We start from the raw sequence: 15,930 nt of genomic DNA, 5'->3' as shown, positions 1-15,930 counted from the left end.
ACTGGACGGATCAGCTCGCGCGCGCAGGTTCGGTGCTGACGCGGCACACGACGTCGCCAAGCCGCAGCTCCGCGCCGCTTGGCACGCGGTAGACGACACCGGGCGAGAACGTGGAGGTGCGCCTGCCGCTGAGGTGCACGCCGTGCGTCGAGTGGTAGTCCGTGACGAGGATGCGACCGGCATGGTCGAGGTCCACAAGGGCGTGTGTGCGTGAGACCGTGTTGTCCCGGCTGCCGACGCGGACCGGGATGCGGCCGTCGACGGGCGACGGGTTACGGCCGACCGCCGCGCTGCCGGAGAGCACCGCGCGCGACGCGTCCTCGAACTCGATGACCAGAGCACGGGGTGCGTCCGTCGGAGTCTGCTCGCGGCGACGCGATCGTCGTGTGGGTGGGGATGTGGGTGTGGGGGCATGCGTGTGCGTGTGCGCCGGCGTGGAAGCCAGCTGGAGCGCTGGCGATAGCGGGGGCGCGGGATTCGGAGCGAGGTCGGACGTACGTGTAGGCGTCGGCACGGTCGAGGCGGTCTGCTCGGTGCCTTGACGGAGCGCGCGTCGTCCGGAGCGCGGATGCTCGACGACGCCGGCCTTGCTCTGCATGGCTTGTGCTCTCAACTGAGGGCCGCCGCCGCTTCGGCTGAGCGGTTCCACAACGCCGCATCCCTGGCAGTGCACCTCGGCTGCGCTCGCGGGAGCGGAGCAGGCGCGGCACACGCCGGTAACCGGGGCCAGCCAATTCACCTCGGCGAGCGAGGTGGAGGAGGCGGGCTCGGCTCCGTCCAGGGAGGCGTGCTCTGGCACGCCGTCGCCATCGATGGGCTGCACTGCCCCTGACGGAAAGACCGCCAGCTCCCGCATACGGTTGCCGTCCTGCAGCTCGAGCCGGACGGGGCGCCCGATCGTCTGAGCGAGTCGCGTGCATCGCGCGAGGATGGCCGCGTATGCCTCGTCTCTGGAGTCCGCGGAGATCTCATCCGTGACCGAATTCCAGGACAACACCCCTCGCCCGTTGCCTTCGAGGCTTGCCGTGATTCGAGGCCAGGTGGGCACGGCTGTGCCCGGCTCAGGTGCGCCTCGCGTGCGTCGCCTCGCCATCAGTACCCCACCCCGCGAGCCGCGAGGAAAGGAAGCGGATCGACTCTGCCGCCGTCGACAAGCACCTCGAAATGGAGATGGCAGCCCGTCGACTGCCCGCTCGTGCCGGTGACGCCGATCTGCTGGCCCGCGACGACGATCGCCCCCACCCCGACGAGGTAGCCGGCCGCCTCCATGTGCAGATACTTGGTGACGAGGCCCCCGCCGTGATCGATTCGAATCGTCCCGTTGCCTGAGCTGTCGGGTGCCGCCTCGACGACGGTCCCCGCCTGGGCGGCCCAGATCTGACCGCCGCAGCCGCCGGCCGCCAGGTCGATGCCGTTGTGCATCCGCCACTCCAGCTCGGTGGGGTGGAACCGGTTCCCGAAGGTGTCCGTGATTCCGCCCGAACCTGGGGATGCCCAACCGCCTGGGCTCACGGACGCGCTCGCGCCGACCCCGACTGACGCGGAGGCGCTCCCGGGCGCACACCCGTTCCCGGCGCCCGCGGCGACGCCTACGGATGCGACCGCGCCGTCTCCGAGGCCGGTGCTCGAGCCGCTGATGGTCTCGCTCACGGTGACGGCCGCCTGCCAGTACTTCGCGTAGTGCTGCGGGTCGGCGTTGCCCTGCACGCGGTGGGCCGCCTCTGACGGCGTCAGCGCATCGCGTTCGGCCACGGCGAGCAGTGCGGCGAAGAAGTTGTTCGCGCTGATGCGCGGGTCCATCCGGTCGGCGAGGCTTCCCCACGCGCCGTTGTCCCGCTGCTGGAAGAGGCCTCGCGAGTCGGGGCCAGCCGCATCGCCGTGGTCGAGCACGTGCAGCGTTGACTCGCCGATCGCGGTCATCACGCCGATGACCTGATCGCGCACCCCGAAGCCGGCATCCCGTCCGGCAACGAGGATGTGGGCCGCGTTCGTGAGCTGCGCACCGGAGAACTCGACGGGCTCGCCGTCGATGACGGTGCTCGCGGTGAGGCTGCCAACTGTGGCCGGGTCGGCAGGTAGGGAGGCGTCCGCAGCGGACCCCTGGGCCAGCCCAAACGGAGGCGAGGCGAGCGAGAAGCCCGAGGTTGCGCACGCTGCCACACTCGCGAGGGAGCTGCTGGCGAGAGTTGCGGCGACAAGCGCGCCGACGAGCAAGCCGGGTGCGAGCAGGACTACGACCGCGAGGCACCACCAGAGCGCGTGTCGTGAGCTCATGCGCTGCGCTCCTCTGGCGGCACGATCTCGCTGACGAGCCACGGTGCTGACCCCTGGCGTACGAGGACGAGCAGGTAGATGCCCGCCCCCGTCTCCGCCGTCACCCTCGCGAGGTATCCGCTTGCGTCGCGAACCAGCACGAGCTGCTCTGGCCCCGGTGCCCCTGGCCCAGACACCGCTGGGATCGACGCCGGGTCGACCGAGCTCAGGGCCACGATTGCTGCCGGAGTGAGGTGGGGTTCCAACCCCTCGAGCCAGGTCCGCTGGGGCAGATCGCGTTGAAGGTAAGCCGTCAGGGCGGCGGATGCGACGGTCAGGGCCTCGGCGTCTGACTCGGCGTCGTGTGTCGGCGAGGGCTCCGGGGCCTCCGCCTCGATGTGCTCGTCCCGCGAGCCCTGAGCGAGCAGCGGCGAGTCTGCTTGGGGCTGCGATTCGGCGTTCGGTACTCGCGACGGGCCATCGTCCGGCGTGCATCCGCACAGCAAAAGGGCAAGCGCAGCAACCGCGATCGCGGTGGTCATCCGGCGCACAGGCACCCCCTTCCCGCCGCAGTTCGGCCGCGGCGAGCCCCAATCTAGGTCGCTCGGGACGGCGTGGATCAAGGCTGTGGATAACTCTCTGAGGCCACCTTCGTCGTGCGTAGAGTCCATTCCTGAGCCGAGCTGGTGTGCAGCGAAGACGACCGATCTGAGGGAGTCAGCACACCGGTTCACGCCACTGCCCGGCTCACGGCACGCCACGGCGCACCGCGAGCTGACTCGAGCGCTCGCGGTTCGACGCCGGTAGCGGCCCGACCTCGCGCTGCGCGGGGCCGCTCTCCGGCGCGCGCTCTCACGCCATCATCTCGACAGGAGACCACTGAACATGACGACCGCCGCACTCGCTGAACTGCTTCTCGACGCCTCACTTCGTTTGTCGACGCTGCCCGACCCCGACCCCGTGCAACCTCCGGGTACCGAGGGGCTGACGACGCTGCTCGGCTGGGTGAAGTGGATCGGGCTCGCCGTGTGCGTGCTCGGTCTCATCGCCGCCGGCACCATGATGGCGATCCAATCGCGCAGGGGCGAGGGAGGCGAGCACGCAGGGAAGATCGGCATGGCGCTCGGTGGCGTCATCATCATCTCTGCCGCGACGAGCCTCGTCGGCTTCTTCGTCTGACGGCGTTGGCGAGCACCATGCAATTCAGATTGAGGCGACACGCGCCTCGTCGGCATGTGTCCAGCCTCCGCGGCTCGGGGGCTCCCTTCGAGCGCCCCGGCTTCGTCGCGGCCTCCCTTGGGGTCGCACTCCTGGTCGTGGCCGGCATCGTCATTTCGATCCTCGTCGCCGTCGATGGGGACACCCCAAGCAGCGTGGATGCGGGAGACCAACTTCCGACACCGGCACCGGCCACAGCGTCGCCGGGAGGTCCGGTTCCGGTCGGCGAGGAGGCCCCTCCGCCCGTGTCGCTGAGCAGCTGCGGGCTCTCAGAACCCGCACCAGACTCCGCCGCGGACCCGTCGCGCTGGCTGCTCGCGATCGCACCGGAAACCAGCTGGAGAGATGTCGACGTGAACCTTGCCCCGAGCGCGCAGGAGGTTGGCCCTGGGGCCATGCACGAGGCCGGCTTCGCGTACTGCTTCCAGCGCTCGCCCGAAGGCGCGTTGCTCGCTGCCGCGAACTTCCTCGTGCAGTCCAACACCCCGGGACTCCGTGCCCCACTGCTCGAGTACGCGCTTGCGCCCGGAAGTCACCGAGATGTACTGCTGTCCGATGCGGACTCGGCGGGTGCCGTCGTGCGACTCCAGATCGTGGGCTACCGGATGCTCGCCTTCGACGGCGAGACAGCGCGCGTCGACGTCGCCCAGCGCGTCACCGTCGAGGGGGCAACGAACTTCATCGCCGCGGTCGTCGACCTCGAATGGGTGGACGGTGACTGGCGGATCCCGACAGACGGGCCGCATCCGGTGCGGATGCAGGCGCTCAGCGACGTCGGCGGCTACACGAGGTGGAGCGCCTGATGGCCGACTGCGGACTTGGCGACTTCGACTGCTACTCGAAGGAGATCGCCTCGACGGTGTGGACCAGAACGAGGGAGGCGCTCCAGAACGACGTCAACGAGTGGGTTGCGGAGCAGCTCTCGACCCTCGGGACGATGTGGGTCGATGTGCCGACGCCCGATCTCGGGACGACGGGAGCACCAGCGGGGTCGGCGGCGGCCGCGCCGACGAGCGACGTCGAAGCACAGCTCACCACGGTGCTCGGCTACGTGAGCTGGATCTCCGGCACCGTCGCCGTCATCGGGCTCGTGTTCCTGGCCCTCATGGTTGGGCTACGTATCCGTTCGGGCGACGGGATCCCGTTCCACGGGAAGCTGTTCGCGGTGCTCGCGGGCGGGGTGCTCATCGCGGGCGCTTCCTCGCTGGTCTCCGCGCTCATCCCGACGGCTCCTGCCGCGTCGACGAACACCGCGACGTTCCTGCAGTCGTCGACGTGGTGGCTCGCGGGGGTGTGCGCCATCGTGTCCGTCATGATCGGCGGTGCCCGCATGGCGTGGGAGCAGCGTGCCAGGCCAGGTCAGGATCTGCTGAAGAGCCTCCTCACGCTCGTCGTCGTCGCGAGCGTCGGCCTGACGATCGTGTGGCTGCTTGTGCGAGCGGGGGACTCGTTCTCGACCTGGATCATCGACGAGTCGCTCGAATGCGACCTCGATTCGACGCCGAACTGCTTCAAGGACAACGTCGGCGTGATGCTCGGCACATCTGGGAGTCTCTCGGCCGCGACCGGCGGTGGCTCCGGGGCGGCAGCCGCTTCCGGGATAGGGCACGGCTTGTTCATCGGCGCGATCGTCGGTCTCATCTCCGTCGTGCAGGTGTTCCTCATGATCGTGCGCGGCGGGATGCTCGTCATCCTCGCCGGTATTCTCCCGCTCGCTGCCTCGGCGACGAACACTGAGCTCGGCAAGGGCTGGTTCCAGCGCTGCGTCGCCTGGCTCACCGCATTCATCCTCTACAAACCCGCCGCCGCGATCGTCTACGCCGCGGGATTCCACATGAGCGGTGCGGCTCCGAGTACGGAGGGCAGCGCCGTGCTGACCACGTACACGGGACTTGTTGTCCTCGCGTTGGCCATCGTCGCGCTGCCCGCGCTGATGCGCTTCGTGACGCCCATGGTCGGTGCACTCGCCTCAAGCGGGGGAGGTGCAATCATCGCCAACTCGGTCGCCGATCGAGTGCCGGAGGGCGCACGCCCACGGGCGGATGCTGGCCCGCAGGGGAGCAGCGGCTCGCCGGGTGCGGCGAGGTCAGGGCGACGCCCGCCGGGTGCCTCGACGTCGCGCCAGCAACCGGCACCGGCATCCGGGCCGTCTCCAACGTCAGGGTCGGCGGCCGCCACCTCGTCGAGTGTGCGCGCCACCGGTGCGGCTGGCGCGGCCGTTGGAGCTGGAGCCGGAGCCGCCGGAGCGGGAGCTGGAGCCGCTGCCGCCGGAGCCGGCGCGGCCATCGGCGGGCCCTACGTCGCGGCCGCCGTCGCGGCAGTGCAGCCACTGAAGAAGGGCATCCAGTACGGAACAGACGCCGCGATCGCGGTCGCTGAGCGGACAACAGGAGAGGACCCGAGCGGTGGTCGATAGCGCGATGGCACGACAGGTGCGCACTTACGGAAACTGGCGGAAGCCGACCTCGGCAGGGCTGCTCGGCCTCGGGTCAGTCGGCACAGCGCTCCTGCTGGTGGGGCTGGTGCTTGTCGTCGTCGCCGCCATGATCTCCGGCATCGTCGCGGCCCTCGTCGTTGCCGCCGTGATCGGCATCTCGCTCCTGCTCCTCGTCGTGCGAGACGCGCACGGGAAGAACGCGCTCTCGCGCCTCGGGGCGCGTTCAGGGTGGGCCTTGTCCCGCGTCAGGGGTGAGGCGAGCTACCGATCCGGCCCGATCGGCCGGGTGCCTTGGGCGACGTTTCAACTGCCAGGAATCGCGGCACCGACCAGGCTCAGCGAGCACATCGACTCGCACGGTCGATCGTTCGCACTCCTGCTCACGCCAGCGGTCGGCAGTTACACCGTCGTCTTCGGCACGGAACCGGATGGCGCCGCCCTCGTGGACCAGGAGCAGATCGACTCGTGGGTGGCCGAATGGGGCCACTGGCTCTCCAGCCTCGGCGACGAGCAGGGGATCGAAGCGGCGTCCGTGACGATCGAGACCGCGCCAGACTCCGGCACGCGCCTCAGGCGAGAGGTGGCCATGAACCTGGACCCGAACGCACCAGCCTTCGCGCGCGCCGTGCTCGAGGAGACCGTCGCCGACTACCCGGAGGGCTCCTCGACAGTGAAAGCCTTCGTCGCGCTTACCTTCCAAGGAGCCCTCAGGGTCGGCGGCCGGCGTCGAGCACCCGAAGAGATGGCGCGCGAGCTGGCAGCGCGGCTCCCAGGCCTCAGCGCCGGGCTCCAGGCGACGGGTGCTGGAGCCGCCCAGCCGCTCACGGCGCAGGAGGTCTGCGAGATCGTTCGGGTCGCCTACGACCCGGCCGTCGCCGTGCTCATCGACGAGGCCCATGCCGCAGGTGAGACCCCGGAGCTCAGCTGGAGCGACGTGGGCCCGGCTGCTGCCCGCGCGAGCTGGGACGGCTACCGACACGACTCGGCCTACTCGACGACCTGGGCGATGACCGTCGCGCCACGAGGCAGCGTGCAGTCGAGCGTGCTCGCCCGGTTGCTCGCCCCGCACCGCGACATCGCCCGCAAGCGGGTGACGCTGCTGTACAGGCCCATCGATGCCGCTCGGGCGGCCGCACTTGTCGAAGCAGACCTCAGCGCAGCCCAGTTCAGGCAGACCTCGAGTTCGAAGCCCGCAGCGCGCGACACCCTCGCCGTGCGCGCAGCTGCAGCGACCGCGAGCGAAGAGGCCTCCGGCGCCGGCCTCATCAACTTCGGGGCGCTCGTCACAGCGACCGTGCTCGACGCGGAGCACGAGCTCGACGCGCGTGCCGCCGTCGACAACCTCGCTGCGACGGCACGGCTCCGCCTGAGGCCCGTCTACGGATCCCAGGACTCGGCCTTTGCCGCGGCGCTGCCGCTCGGCCTGGTCCTCAGCAAGCACCTTCGGGTGCCAAGCGAACTGCGAGAGAAGCTATGAAACGAGCACGCCGAGAGTCCTCAAGACAGCCCGGGCAGGCACGTGCGCGGCCCCCTGAACGGCCAGGGATGCGCGGGTGGATCGGGACCGGACGCGGCGCATCCACCTACGTCCAAGCGCCTGACGAGTGGCGCGGAACCACCGTCCAGGTGTGCGGGCTCTGGCCGTTCGCGGTCGGGACGGGAACGCCCATGATCGGCGTGCCACTCGGCCGGCACACGCAGACTGGCGCGACGCTCTGCTGCGACCCCATCTCGTGGTTCCAGCGGGCGAAACTCATCAGCAACCCATCGGCGTTCATCCTCGGCAAGCCGGGGCTCGGCAAGTCGTCGCTTGTGCGACGAATGGCGACGGGCCTCGCGGGTTACGGGGTCATGCCGCTGGTGCTCGGTGACCTCAAACCGGACCACGTCGACATGATCACGGCGCTCGGCGGGCAGGTCATCTCGCTCGGGCGGGGACGCGGGTACCTCAACGTGCTCGACCCGGGCGAGGCGACTGCCGCCGCGAAGACCCTCAGAGCGCACGGCTTCGATGCCGAGGCCGGCCAGGTGCTCGCCGACGCGCACGGCCGCAGGCACACGATGGTGTCAGCCCTCCTCACGATCATGCGCCTCCAACCGCCGAGCGACCGCGAGGAGACCATCATCGACCGCGCACTCAAATGGCTCGATGAGCACTACGACGGTGTGCCGGTGCTCGGTGACCTTCTCGAAGTCGTGCAGGCGGGACCACCGGAAGTGCGCGCCGCCGCGCTCGATCGCGGCGACGACAGCAGGTACAAAGCCATCACGGAAGAACTCGAGGCGTCGCTCATCGGGCTCGTCGGAGGCGGTCGGCTCGGCGAGACCTTCTCCAGGCACACCACGAACCCCATGCGGCGCGACGCACCCGTCGTCTACGACGTCTCCTCGATCGACGACTCCGACGTCGACCTGCAGGCTGCAGCGCTCCTCGCATGCTGGTCCGCCGGGTTCGGCACCGTCAACGTCGCGAACGCGCTCGCGGATGCAGGGCTCGAACCCCGGCGGCACTACTTCGTGATCCTCGACGAGCTCTGGCGAGCGCTGCGCGCTGGCAAAGGCATGGTCGACCGAGTCGACGCCCTCACCCGTCTCAACCGGCAGCGAGGCGTCGGCATGGCCATGATCTCGCACACCATGAGCGACCTGCTCGCCCTGCCAACCGAATCAGAGCGGATGAAGGCAAAAGGATTCGTGGAACGCGCCGGTATGGTCATCTGCGGCGGGCTACCAGGGGCCGAGATGCCGCGCCTCACCTCCGCTGTCCCGCTGTCGCTCGCGGAGCAGGAGCTGCTCATCGGCTGGCAGGACCCGCCGGCCTGGGACCCCACGAGCGGCCGAGAGGCCGAGCCGCCTGGGCGGGGCAAGTTCCTCGTCAAAGTCGGCGGAAGGCCAGGCATCCCGGTCGACGTGCAACTCACCGCTGCCGAAGCGAGCATCAACGACACCAACAAGCTCTGGCACGAGGCGAGCCGCGTCTCCGCTCACGCGCCGGAGCCTGAGCCTGCGTTGGAATTGGCGCCGGCGCCGGACACCGGCACCGGCGCTCGGCGGGGGAGACCATGAGCGCCGCACGGAAGCGTGGACCAGGCGGCCTGGCAGTCGAAGCGGTGCTGCTCTGGGTGGGGCTCGGCGCCGCCGTCATCGGCATCGGCGGGGTCAACCTGTGCGTGCGGGGCGCTGCCGAGTTGGATGGGGTGGGCTTGCCGTTGCCTGCCGATGCCTTCGCGCTGTTCTTCGGGGTGCTGCGGGGGAGCATCCACTGGAGCCGGACCGCGACGGCACTCGCGATAGCGCTTGGTGTCGGTCTCGTGTTCGTGGCCCTAGCAACCGTCCTGAGCATCCGCGGGCGTCGAGCAGGAAACCGCCGGCTCGACCGCGCCGCGACGCTGCTTGGCCGCGGGAAGGAGATCGCCGCCATCAGCGCTCGCGGGGCCCGGGCCAGCAGCCTTCGCCTCGGCGTCGAGGGGTCGATAGGTGTGCAGCTCGGCACGACCCTCCCGGGCGGATCACCCGTCTACGGCGGGTGGGAGGACATGCAGATCAACGTCAGCGGCCCGCGCACCGGCAAGTCGACCGCCTTCGCTATCCCCGCCATCGTCGAGGCGCCCGGGGCAGTTGTCGTCACCTCAAACAAGCGCGACGTCCTCGATGCGACCCGTGGTGTGCGCGCAGCTTCCGGTCGCGTCTGGGTGTTCGACCCGCAGGCGGTGGCGGGAGAGGCGACCGCCTGGTGGTGGGACCCACTGAGCTACGTCACCGACGAGGTGCAGGCGGGCAAGCTTGCCGACCACTTCGCGAGCGGTTCGAGAGAACCAGGCGCCAGGTCCGATGCGTTCTTCGACCCCGCGGCCAAGGACCTCCTCGCGGCGCTCCTCCTCGCCGGCGCGCTCGCGGGCAAGCCCATCACCGAGGTGTACCGGTGGGTGACTCGACCGGGTGACGATGAGGCCGTCGGCATTCTGCAGGACGCCGGATACCGCCTCGTCGCCGACCAGCTCGAGGGAGTCATAGGCGCCCCGGACCGGCAACGCGGCGGCATCTACGGCACCGCCCAGCAAATGGCCTCGTGCTTGACCAGCAGAGCACTCGCGCCGTGGATCACCCCGGCGGCGGACCGTGACGCTCGGCCGCGGTTCGACCCCCACAAGTTCGTACGCGGCACGGACACCCTCTACTCGCTCTCGCGCGAGGGGCAGGGGACGGCAGGCCCGCTCGTCACCGCACTCACGGTCGCCGTTGCCGAGGCTGCGGAGGAGCTGGCGTCCGCCTCGCCGTCCGGCCGGCTCACCACTCCGTTGCTCGGCGTCCTCGACGAGGCCGCGAACGTCTGCCGCTGGCGCAACCTCCCGGACCTCTACAGCCACTACGGCTCACGAGGCATCGTGCTCATCACCATCCTCCAGTCCTGGTCGCAGGGCGTCGAGGTCTGGGGTGAGGGCGGCATGCGAAAGCTGTGGTCGGCGGCGAACATCAAGGTCTACGGCGGCGGCGTGAGCGAAGCCGGCTTCCTCGACGAGCTCTCGAAGCTCGTCGGCGACCACGACAGGGAGCTCTCCTCGCTGAGTTACGGGCGAGGCCACAGAACCGTCTCGAAGCAGTTGCACCGGGAACGGATCCTCGAGGTCGCCGAACTCGCGGCGCTGCCTCGGGGGCGTGCGCTTGTGCTCGCATCCGGAAGCCGCCCGACCCTCATCAAGACGAGGGCATGGATGCAGGGACCACACGCCTCCCGCATCCGCGCGTCCCTCGCGAAACATGGCCCTGGCGGGGACAGCGCCGTGGCACGCGAGCAGGCACCATGACGGGCGGGCGAGACGCTCCGCAGGGAGCAGAAAGCGCGCCCGGGCGGCAGTTCGCGACCCTCGACGACTTCGTCCGCGAGTTCATCGGCCGCTCGTGTGCGCGCCGAGTGGATGGACGCACGCGCGTCTGGTCTGCCCGGTGGTGGGACTCGCCAGAAGCCGTGCTCCGTCTCCGTGGGCTCTGGCAGGCGTGGGAAGCGTTGAAGGACGTGCCAGGCGGAGCGTCGCTCTGGTTCAGAGATCACGCCGACTATCACCTCGGCGTGCTCTTCAGCCCGGATGGTCCCTTCGAGTCGAGCCCCGACGTGCGCGACAGCACGAGTCGTCGCGGCGACGACCTGCCCTGCGCGCCGCCCCCGCCCGGCCACGAGGTGACGGGGCTCACGTGCTCCACGGACGCAGCAGAGCCGCCCGCGAGAGATCGCGGACGGCTCTGAGGTCGCTGCCGGTTGGCGGCAGCGCGATGAAACCTACGGCTGCAGGCGGTTCGGACCGCGGAACAGGTACGTCACCTCGCGGAGCGTCGTCTGGTGCAGCATCAGCATCAGGATCCGACCGAAGCCCATGCCGAACCCACCGTGGGGCGGTGCGCCGTAGCGGAAGAAGTCGAGGTAGAAGCCGACCTCGTCGAGCTCCATGCCCTTCTGGGTCGCCTGACCTTCGAGGACCTCGACACGGTGCTCGCGCTGCGCGCCCGTCGAGATCTCCACACCGTTCCAGATGAGGTCGTAGCTCTTCGTGAGCGACTCGTCGCCCTCGTGACGCATGTGGTAGAACGGCCGGATCGACGCCGGGTAGTCCGTGAGGAACACAAACTCGTGGCCGAACGTCTCCTGCACGTGGGCCGCGACCTGGCGCTCGCCCTCGGGGTCGAGGTCCAGGTCGTTGCGCTCCAGCTTGTGGCCACGCGCCTCGACGATCTCGCGCGCCTCAAGCAGCGGGATGCGCGGGAACGGCAGCGTCGGCACGGCGATGTCGACGTCGAAGAGCGCTTTGATTTCCTCGCCGTGCGCATCCTTCACAGCCTGCAGGCCGGAGACGAGCAGCTGCTCCTGCATCTGCATGACGTCCTCGTGGCTGTTGACCCAGCTCATCTCGGCGTCGATGCTCGTGAACTCGGTCGCGTGACGCGACGTGAACGACGGGTCGGCGCGGAACACCGGCCCGATCTCGAAGATCTTCCCGAGGCCGGAGCTCATGGCCATCTGCTTGAAGAACTGCGGGCTCTGCGCGAGGTACGCGGTCGTCTCGAAGTAGTCCATCTGGAACAGCTCAGCGCGCGACTCGGACGCCGACGCCATGAGCTTGGGTGTGAAGAGCTCGACGAAGCCGTTCTCGACCCAGTAGGTGCGCAGGGCGTGCGCGAACGTCGTCTGGATACGGAAGATGAGGGCGTTGCGCGGGATGCGCAGGTCGAGGAAGCGCCAGTCGAGGCGCTTGTCGATCGACGTGTCCTCGGCGATGGGCGTCTCTGGAAGCGCCGCGGTCTCGACGACGATCTCGTCGACCTTGACCTCGAGCCCGCCGAGCTTCACGCGCTCGTCGGCCTTCTTCTGGCCGCGCACGGAGATGAAGCTGCCCTGCGCGAGCGCGGAGATCGTGTCGGAGATCGCCTCACGGCCCTCGGCGCGCGGGTTCACGAGCTGGACGGCGCCGCTCTCGTCGCGAAGGACAACGAACTGCACCTTCTTCTGGTCTCGAACCGTATCGACCCACCCCTGCACAAGCACGGGGCCGTCTTCGAGCGTGGAAAGGGAGGAGATGAGGGTGCGATCAGTCACCGGTCAAGGGTACCCGAGCGATCGCAACGCGCGGTGGCACATCTCGCGCTGCATCCCTTTGCGCGAGAGACTGGGCCTGATGTTCTTCGAATTCGATTCCGCCGCCGTTGAGGCGTTCACTTCAGTCCCCGCGGCACGCGAGGGGTTGGAGCTTCTGCGAGACTCCGGTCTCGTGGTGCTGGGCGTCGAGGACATCCCCTATGGTGTGGCCGTCGAAGCCGCCGCCGTCGATTTCGAATCTCTTACCTCAGTTCAGATCGCTGTGCGCTTGACGGAACTTGGCGACAGGCTGCGCTGCACCGCTGATTGCTCGTGCCGGAATGTGCAGCCGTGCGCGCACCTTGCGGCTGTGCTGCTGTCGCAGACAACTGACTTTGGCCGGCCGGAGCTCTACTCGGACGCGATCCGTGCAAGGGGTTCGACGCCTCAGCCCGGCAACACCGACCGCTTGGGCAGCGCCTTCGGTCGCGCATCCACCCGCACGGCCACGAACGGCATCACCTCCTCCAAACCCCCTTGGCAGAAGGCGCTCGACGCGGCGCTCGAAGGGGACGCGGAACTCGGACACGCGACCCCGCACGTCGCGCTCTTCGTGGAGCTTCACCAGGAGAGGCGGCGCCGCAACACGTGGCAGTATGCGCCCGTCCGCAAGGACACGTACGTCGCGGCGCGGCCAGCCGTTCGAGGCGCCCGCGACAAGTGGATAAAAGGAAACGCGTCGTGGGATCGACTGAACGGGCTGCCGCTCAGCGGAAAGCAGGCGGCTCTCATGGCGGAGTTGCTCTCTGCCTACAGCCAGTCTCGGCAGGGGGACTACTACTACGTCCCCCCGGAGTGGTTGCCGCTCGACGGGGCCGCATCGCGCACACTTTGGAGTTTGCTCCACGAGTTGAGAGCATCCGGTATCGAGCTGATATCGACGGCGAAGCAGCAGCGATCCATTGAGTTGTCCGACAGCGTCGCTATTGCACGGTTCGACATCGTCGAAGCGCGCAAACGCCTCCGGGTCCTCGGTGAGATTGAGCACGCTGGTGAGACGCTCGCGAGTGATGCGGTCCGATTCATCGGGGACCCGCCGGTCGGGTTCGCGCAGGTGCTCAAACCGGGAACGGCGGAAGAAACGCTGTGCTTCGCTCGCTTCGAGGGTGCGCTCTCAAGCGAAGCGAAGACGCTCTTCACCCGAAACGAGCCGCTGTCGATAGCTTCCGCTGACCGTGATCTTTTCGAGCGGGACTACCTGCCGCTCCTCCGTGGCATCGCGGAGGTGCACTCCTCCGACCGGACGTATGCGGTTCCGAAACCGCAAACTCCGACACTGGAGTTGCTGCTCGACTATGACGGTGACGCGGCGCACCTGCGCTGGCGTTGGAACCGGGGCAGGCTGGGCGCGTTGCGCGACGAGACCATGGAAGCGCAGACGCACGAAGCGGTCCGCGCCGCGGCTAGTGCACATCCGCACCTCCTCTTCGGCCCCAGCGGGAGCCTGCGCTGGGAGTCGGTCCTCGGCCGAGTGGATGCGGTGGTGTTCACCGGCGAGGTGCTCCCAGCTCTGAGGAAGATAGCCGGGCTGCGCATCGAGGAGTCAGAGGCCGCCCCCACGTACCGGGTCGCGCTCGAACGACCGGTTGTCGACGTCACTGCGCAGGCCAACGGCACGGACTGGTTTGACCTGAACTTCACGGTCACCGTTGAGGGCGAGGAGGTCATCTTCAGTGACGTCTTCGCCGCGCTCTCACTCGAGGAACCGATCTTCGTGCTGCCGAGCGGCATCTACTTCTCGCTCGATGGCGCCGAGTTCGACCGGCTTCGAGAGGTCATCGAAGAAGCGCGGGTGCTGGGCGACCGCCCCGTTGAGCGGCTCCGGGTGAGCAGGTATCAGGTTGATCTTTGGCAGGAGCTCGTCGAGCTCGGGGTCGTCGCGGCCAGTGAAGCCGCTTGGCGGGAAACCGTCGCCGCACTTTCAGACACGGCGGTGCTGGAACTTGTCGAACCTCCGACGACGCTGGACGCCACGCTTCGCGACTACCAGCGACTCGGCATGTCGTGGATGCACTTCCTCCGCACCAACGGACTCGGCGGGATCCTCGCCGACGAGATGGGGCTTGGCAAGACAGTGCAGTCGATCGCGATGATGGAACTTGCTCGAGCCGAGCTCGGCGATGCGATGCCGCCATTCCTGGTCGTCGCACCCACCAGCGTTGTGTCGAACTGGGCCAGCGAATGCGCGAAGTTCGCCCCCGGCCTCCGCGCGGTCACCATCTCAGCCACTGAAGCGCGCAGGAAATCGACGCTCGATGAAGCCATCGGTGACGCTCACGTTGTCGTCACCAGCTATGCGCTCTTCCGGCTCGAGTTTGACAGCTACCAGGAACGTCACTGGTCGGGTCTGCTGCTCGACGAAGCGCAGATGATCAAGAACCACACGTCTCGCGGGTACAAGTGCGCCAAGCTCCTCGATACTCCATTCAAGCTGGCCATCACGGGGACCCCACTCGAAAACAATGTGCTTGAACTCTGGTCGCTTGTCTCCCTGGTCTGCCCAGGGCTCCTCGGTGGCCTCACCCATTTCACGGAGTTCTTCCGTCAGCCCATCGAACGAGACCGCGACAGTGCGAAGCTCGCGACGCTCAAACGGCGACTGAGACCGTTCCTGTTGCGGCGCACGAAAGAACTCGTCGCAGGCGACCTCCCGCCCAAGCGCGAACAGGTGCTAGAACTCGATCTGCTCCCCGCCCATCGTCGCCTCTACGACCGCAGGCTTCAGCGGGAGCGGCAGAAGGTGCTTGGCCTGGTCGACGATGTTGATTCGAACCGATTCCAGATCTTCCGTTCGCTGACGATGCTCCGCCAACTGGCCCTCGACGCGGAGCTGGTGGAAGAGACGAGCGCCCCGTCGGCGAAGCTCGAGGCGCTTGCCGTGCTCCTCGGCGACGCCGTCTCGGAGGGGCACAAGGTCATCGTTTTCAGCCAGTTCACGCGGTTCCTGTCGAAAGCGAAAGACCAGGCGGCGGCGGCCGGCGTGCCCGTCGCCTACCTTGATGGTTCCACCCCCAATCGGGGCAATGTCATCGACGAATTCCGCTCGGGCAGTGCGTCGGTCTTCTTCATTTCGCTGAAGGCTGGCGGCTTCGGGTTGAATCTCACCGAGGCTGACTACGTCATTCTTCTCGATCCGTGGTGGAACCCGGCCACAGAGGCCCAAGCTATCGACCGCACCCACCGCATCGGGCAGACGCGTTCCGTGATGATCTACCGGCTCGTGGCCCGCGACACGATCGAATCCAAGGTCATGGCGCTCAAAGCTCAGAAGTCCGCGCTCTTCGCTGACGTGCTCGACGGTGATTCGAGCGAGACGGGCACAACGCTCTCAGCCGAAGACATTCGGGAACTCCTCGCCTGACGCTCAGCAGAGCGTAGGGGGCCTCTTGGGCCCCGG

At 68.3% G+C, this 15,930-nt stretch carries 12 protein-coding genes; 8 read left to right on the top strand and 4 right to left on the bottom strand.

Annotated elements, in window-relative coordinates:
* Positions 1–10 precede the first annotated feature (10 nt).
* From FHX72_RS16500 to FHX72_RS16490, 3 genes are read right to left on the bottom strand one after another with little or no spacing between them, the layout of a single operon-like run.
* On the bottom strand, positions 11–1,093 hold the full coding sequence (locus FHX72_RS16500; protein ID WP_183626517.1) for an FHA domain-containing protein: 1,083 nt from the start codon (positions 1,091–1,093) through the stop codon (positions 11–13).
* Positions 1,093–2,274 carry a M23 family metallopeptidase gene (locus FHX72_RS16495; protein ID WP_183626515.1) on the bottom strand — a complete coding sequence of 394 codons (1,182 nt, stop codon included), beginning with the start codon at positions 2,272–2,274 and terminating at the stop codon, positions 1,093–1,095. Before FHX72_RS16495 ends, FHX72_RS16500 begins: the two co-directional genes overlap by 1 nt.
* A complete protein-coding gene (locus tag FHX72_RS16490) occupies positions 2,271–2,795 on the bottom strand; it encodes a hypothetical protein (protein ID WP_068493852.1) in 525 nt (174 codons plus the stop codon). Before FHX72_RS16490 ends, FHX72_RS16495 begins: the two co-directional genes overlap by 4 nt.
* Positions 2,796–3,138: 343 nt before the next feature.
* Here FHX72_RS16490 and FHX72_RS16485 point away from each other — a divergent pair, with 343 nt between their 5' ends.
* Genes FHX72_RS16485 through FHX72_RS16455 form a run of 7 tightly spaced genes read left to right on the top strand, consistent with a single transcriptional unit; the run spans position 3,139 to position 11,150 of the window.
* Positions 3,139–3,432 (top strand): hypothetical protein, encoded by a 294-nt coding sequence (locus FHX72_RS16485; protein WP_068478403.1) that lies wholly within the window; start codon positions 3,139–3,141, stop codon positions 3,430–3,432.
* Between the two features lie 56 nt (positions 3,433–3,488).
* Positions 3,489–4,274 (top strand): DUF8175 domain-containg protein, encoded by a 786-nt coding sequence (locus tag FHX72_RS16480; protein ID WP_068493854.1) that lies wholly within the window; start codon positions 3,489–3,491, stop codon positions 4,272–4,274.
* The gene (locus FHX72_RS16475; protein ID WP_183626513.1) at positions 4,274–5,887 is read left to right on the top strand and encodes a TrbL/VirB6 family protein; all 1,614 of its coding nucleotides are present in this window, start codon (positions 4,274–4,276) and stop codon (positions 5,885–5,887) included. Before FHX72_RS16480 ends, FHX72_RS16475 begins: the two co-directional genes overlap by 1 nt.
* Positions 5,888–5,891: 4 nt before the next feature.
* Positions 5,892–7,385, top strand: coding sequence for an SCO6880 family protein (locus tag FHX72_RS16470; RefSeq protein ID WP_183626593.1), 1,494 nt, complete (start codon positions 5,892–5,894; stop codon positions 7,383–7,385).
* Entirely contained in the window at positions 7,382–8,974 is a 1,593-nt protein-coding gene (locus FHX72_RS16465; RefSeq protein WP_377603808.1) for an ATP/GTP-binding protein, read from the top strand. Before FHX72_RS16470 ends, FHX72_RS16465 begins: the two co-directional genes overlap by 4 nt.
* A complete protein-coding gene (locus FHX72_RS16460; RefSeq protein WP_183626511.1) occupies positions 8,971–10,713 on the top strand; it encodes a TraM recognition domain-containing protein in 1,743 nt (580 codons plus the stop codon). Before FHX72_RS16465 ends, FHX72_RS16460 begins: the two co-directional genes overlap by 4 nt.
* Positions 10,710–11,150: a DUF4913 domain-containing protein gene (locus FHX72_RS16455; protein ID WP_183626509.1), complete on the top strand. Its 441-nt coding sequence runs from the start codon at positions 10,710–10,712 to the stop codon at positions 11,148–11,150. The genes FHX72_RS16460 and FHX72_RS16455 overlap by 4 nt, the downstream gene beginning before the upstream one ends.
* Before the next feature lie 33 nt (positions 11,151–11,183).
* Here FHX72_RS16455 and aspS read toward each other — a convergent pair whose 3' ends face one another.
* Complete coding sequence (gene aspS / locus FHX72_RS16450) at positions 11,184–12,494, bottom strand: aspartate--tRNA(Asn) ligase (protein WP_183626507.1); 1,311 nt, start codon at positions 12,492–12,494, stop codon at positions 11,184–11,186.
* 79 nt (positions 12,495–12,573) lie between these two features.
* On the opposite strand from aspS, the gene FHX72_RS16445 reads away from it, so the two are divergent.
* The gene (locus FHX72_RS16445) at positions 12,574–15,894 is read left to right on the top strand and encodes a DEAD/DEAH box helicase (RefSeq protein ID WP_183626505.1); all 3,321 of its coding nucleotides are present in this window, start codon (positions 12,574–12,576) and stop codon (positions 15,892–15,894) included.
* Positions 15,895–15,930: the final 36 nt, after the last annotated feature.

Origin of the sequence: Pseudoclavibacter helvolus, from assembly GCF_014191305.1 — a bacterium.
Lineage (GTDB): Bacteria > Actinomycetota > Actinomycetes > Actinomycetales > Microbacteriaceae > Pseudoclavibacter > Pseudoclavibacter helvolus.
Note: the sequence above shows the minus strand (reverse complement) of the source record. Positions and strands in the feature narration are given on the sequence as shown.

Excerpts from the sequence above, each read along its gene's own strand:
- FHX72_RS16500 (WP_183626517.1), bottom strand. The coding sequence starts at position 1,093 with ATGGCGAGGCGACGCACGCGAGGCGCACCTGAGCCGGGCACAGCCGTG.
- FHX72_RS16495 (WP_183626515.1), bottom strand. The coding sequence starts at position 2,274 with ATGAGCTCACGACACGCGCTCTGGTGGTGCCTCGCGGTCGTAGTCCTG.
- FHX72_RS16490 (WP_068493852.1), bottom strand. The coding sequence starts at position 2,795 with ATGACCACCGCGATCGCGGTTGCTGCGCTTGCCCTTTTGCTGTGCGGA.
- FHX72_RS16485 (WP_068478403.1), top strand. The coding sequence starts at position 3,139 with ATGACGACCGCCGCACTCGCTGAACTGCTTCTCGACGCCTCACTTCGT.
- FHX72_RS16475 (WP_183626513.1), top strand. The coding sequence starts at position 4,274 with ATGGCCGACTGCGGACTTGGCGACTTCGACTGCTACTCGAAGGAGATC.
- FHX72_RS16470 (WP_183626593.1), top strand. The coding sequence starts at position 5,892 with ATGGCACGACAGGTGCGCACTTACGGAAACTGGCGGAAGCCGACCTCG.
- FHX72_RS16465 (WP_377603808.1), top strand. The coding sequence starts at position 7,382 with ATGAAACGAGCACGCCGAGAGTCCTCAAGACAGCCCGGGCAGGCACGT.
- FHX72_RS16460 (WP_183626511.1), top strand. The coding sequence starts at position 8,971 with ATGAGCGCCGCACGGAAGCGTGGACCAGGCGGCCTGGCAGTCGAAGCG.
- FHX72_RS16455 (WP_183626509.1), top strand. The coding sequence starts at position 10,710 with ATGACGGGCGGGCGAGACGCTCCGCAGGGAGCAGAAAGCGCGCCCGGG.
- FHX72_RS16445 (WP_183626505.1), top strand. The coding sequence starts at position 12,574 with ATGTTCTTCGAATTCGATTCCGCCGCCGTTGAGGCGTTCACTTCAGTC.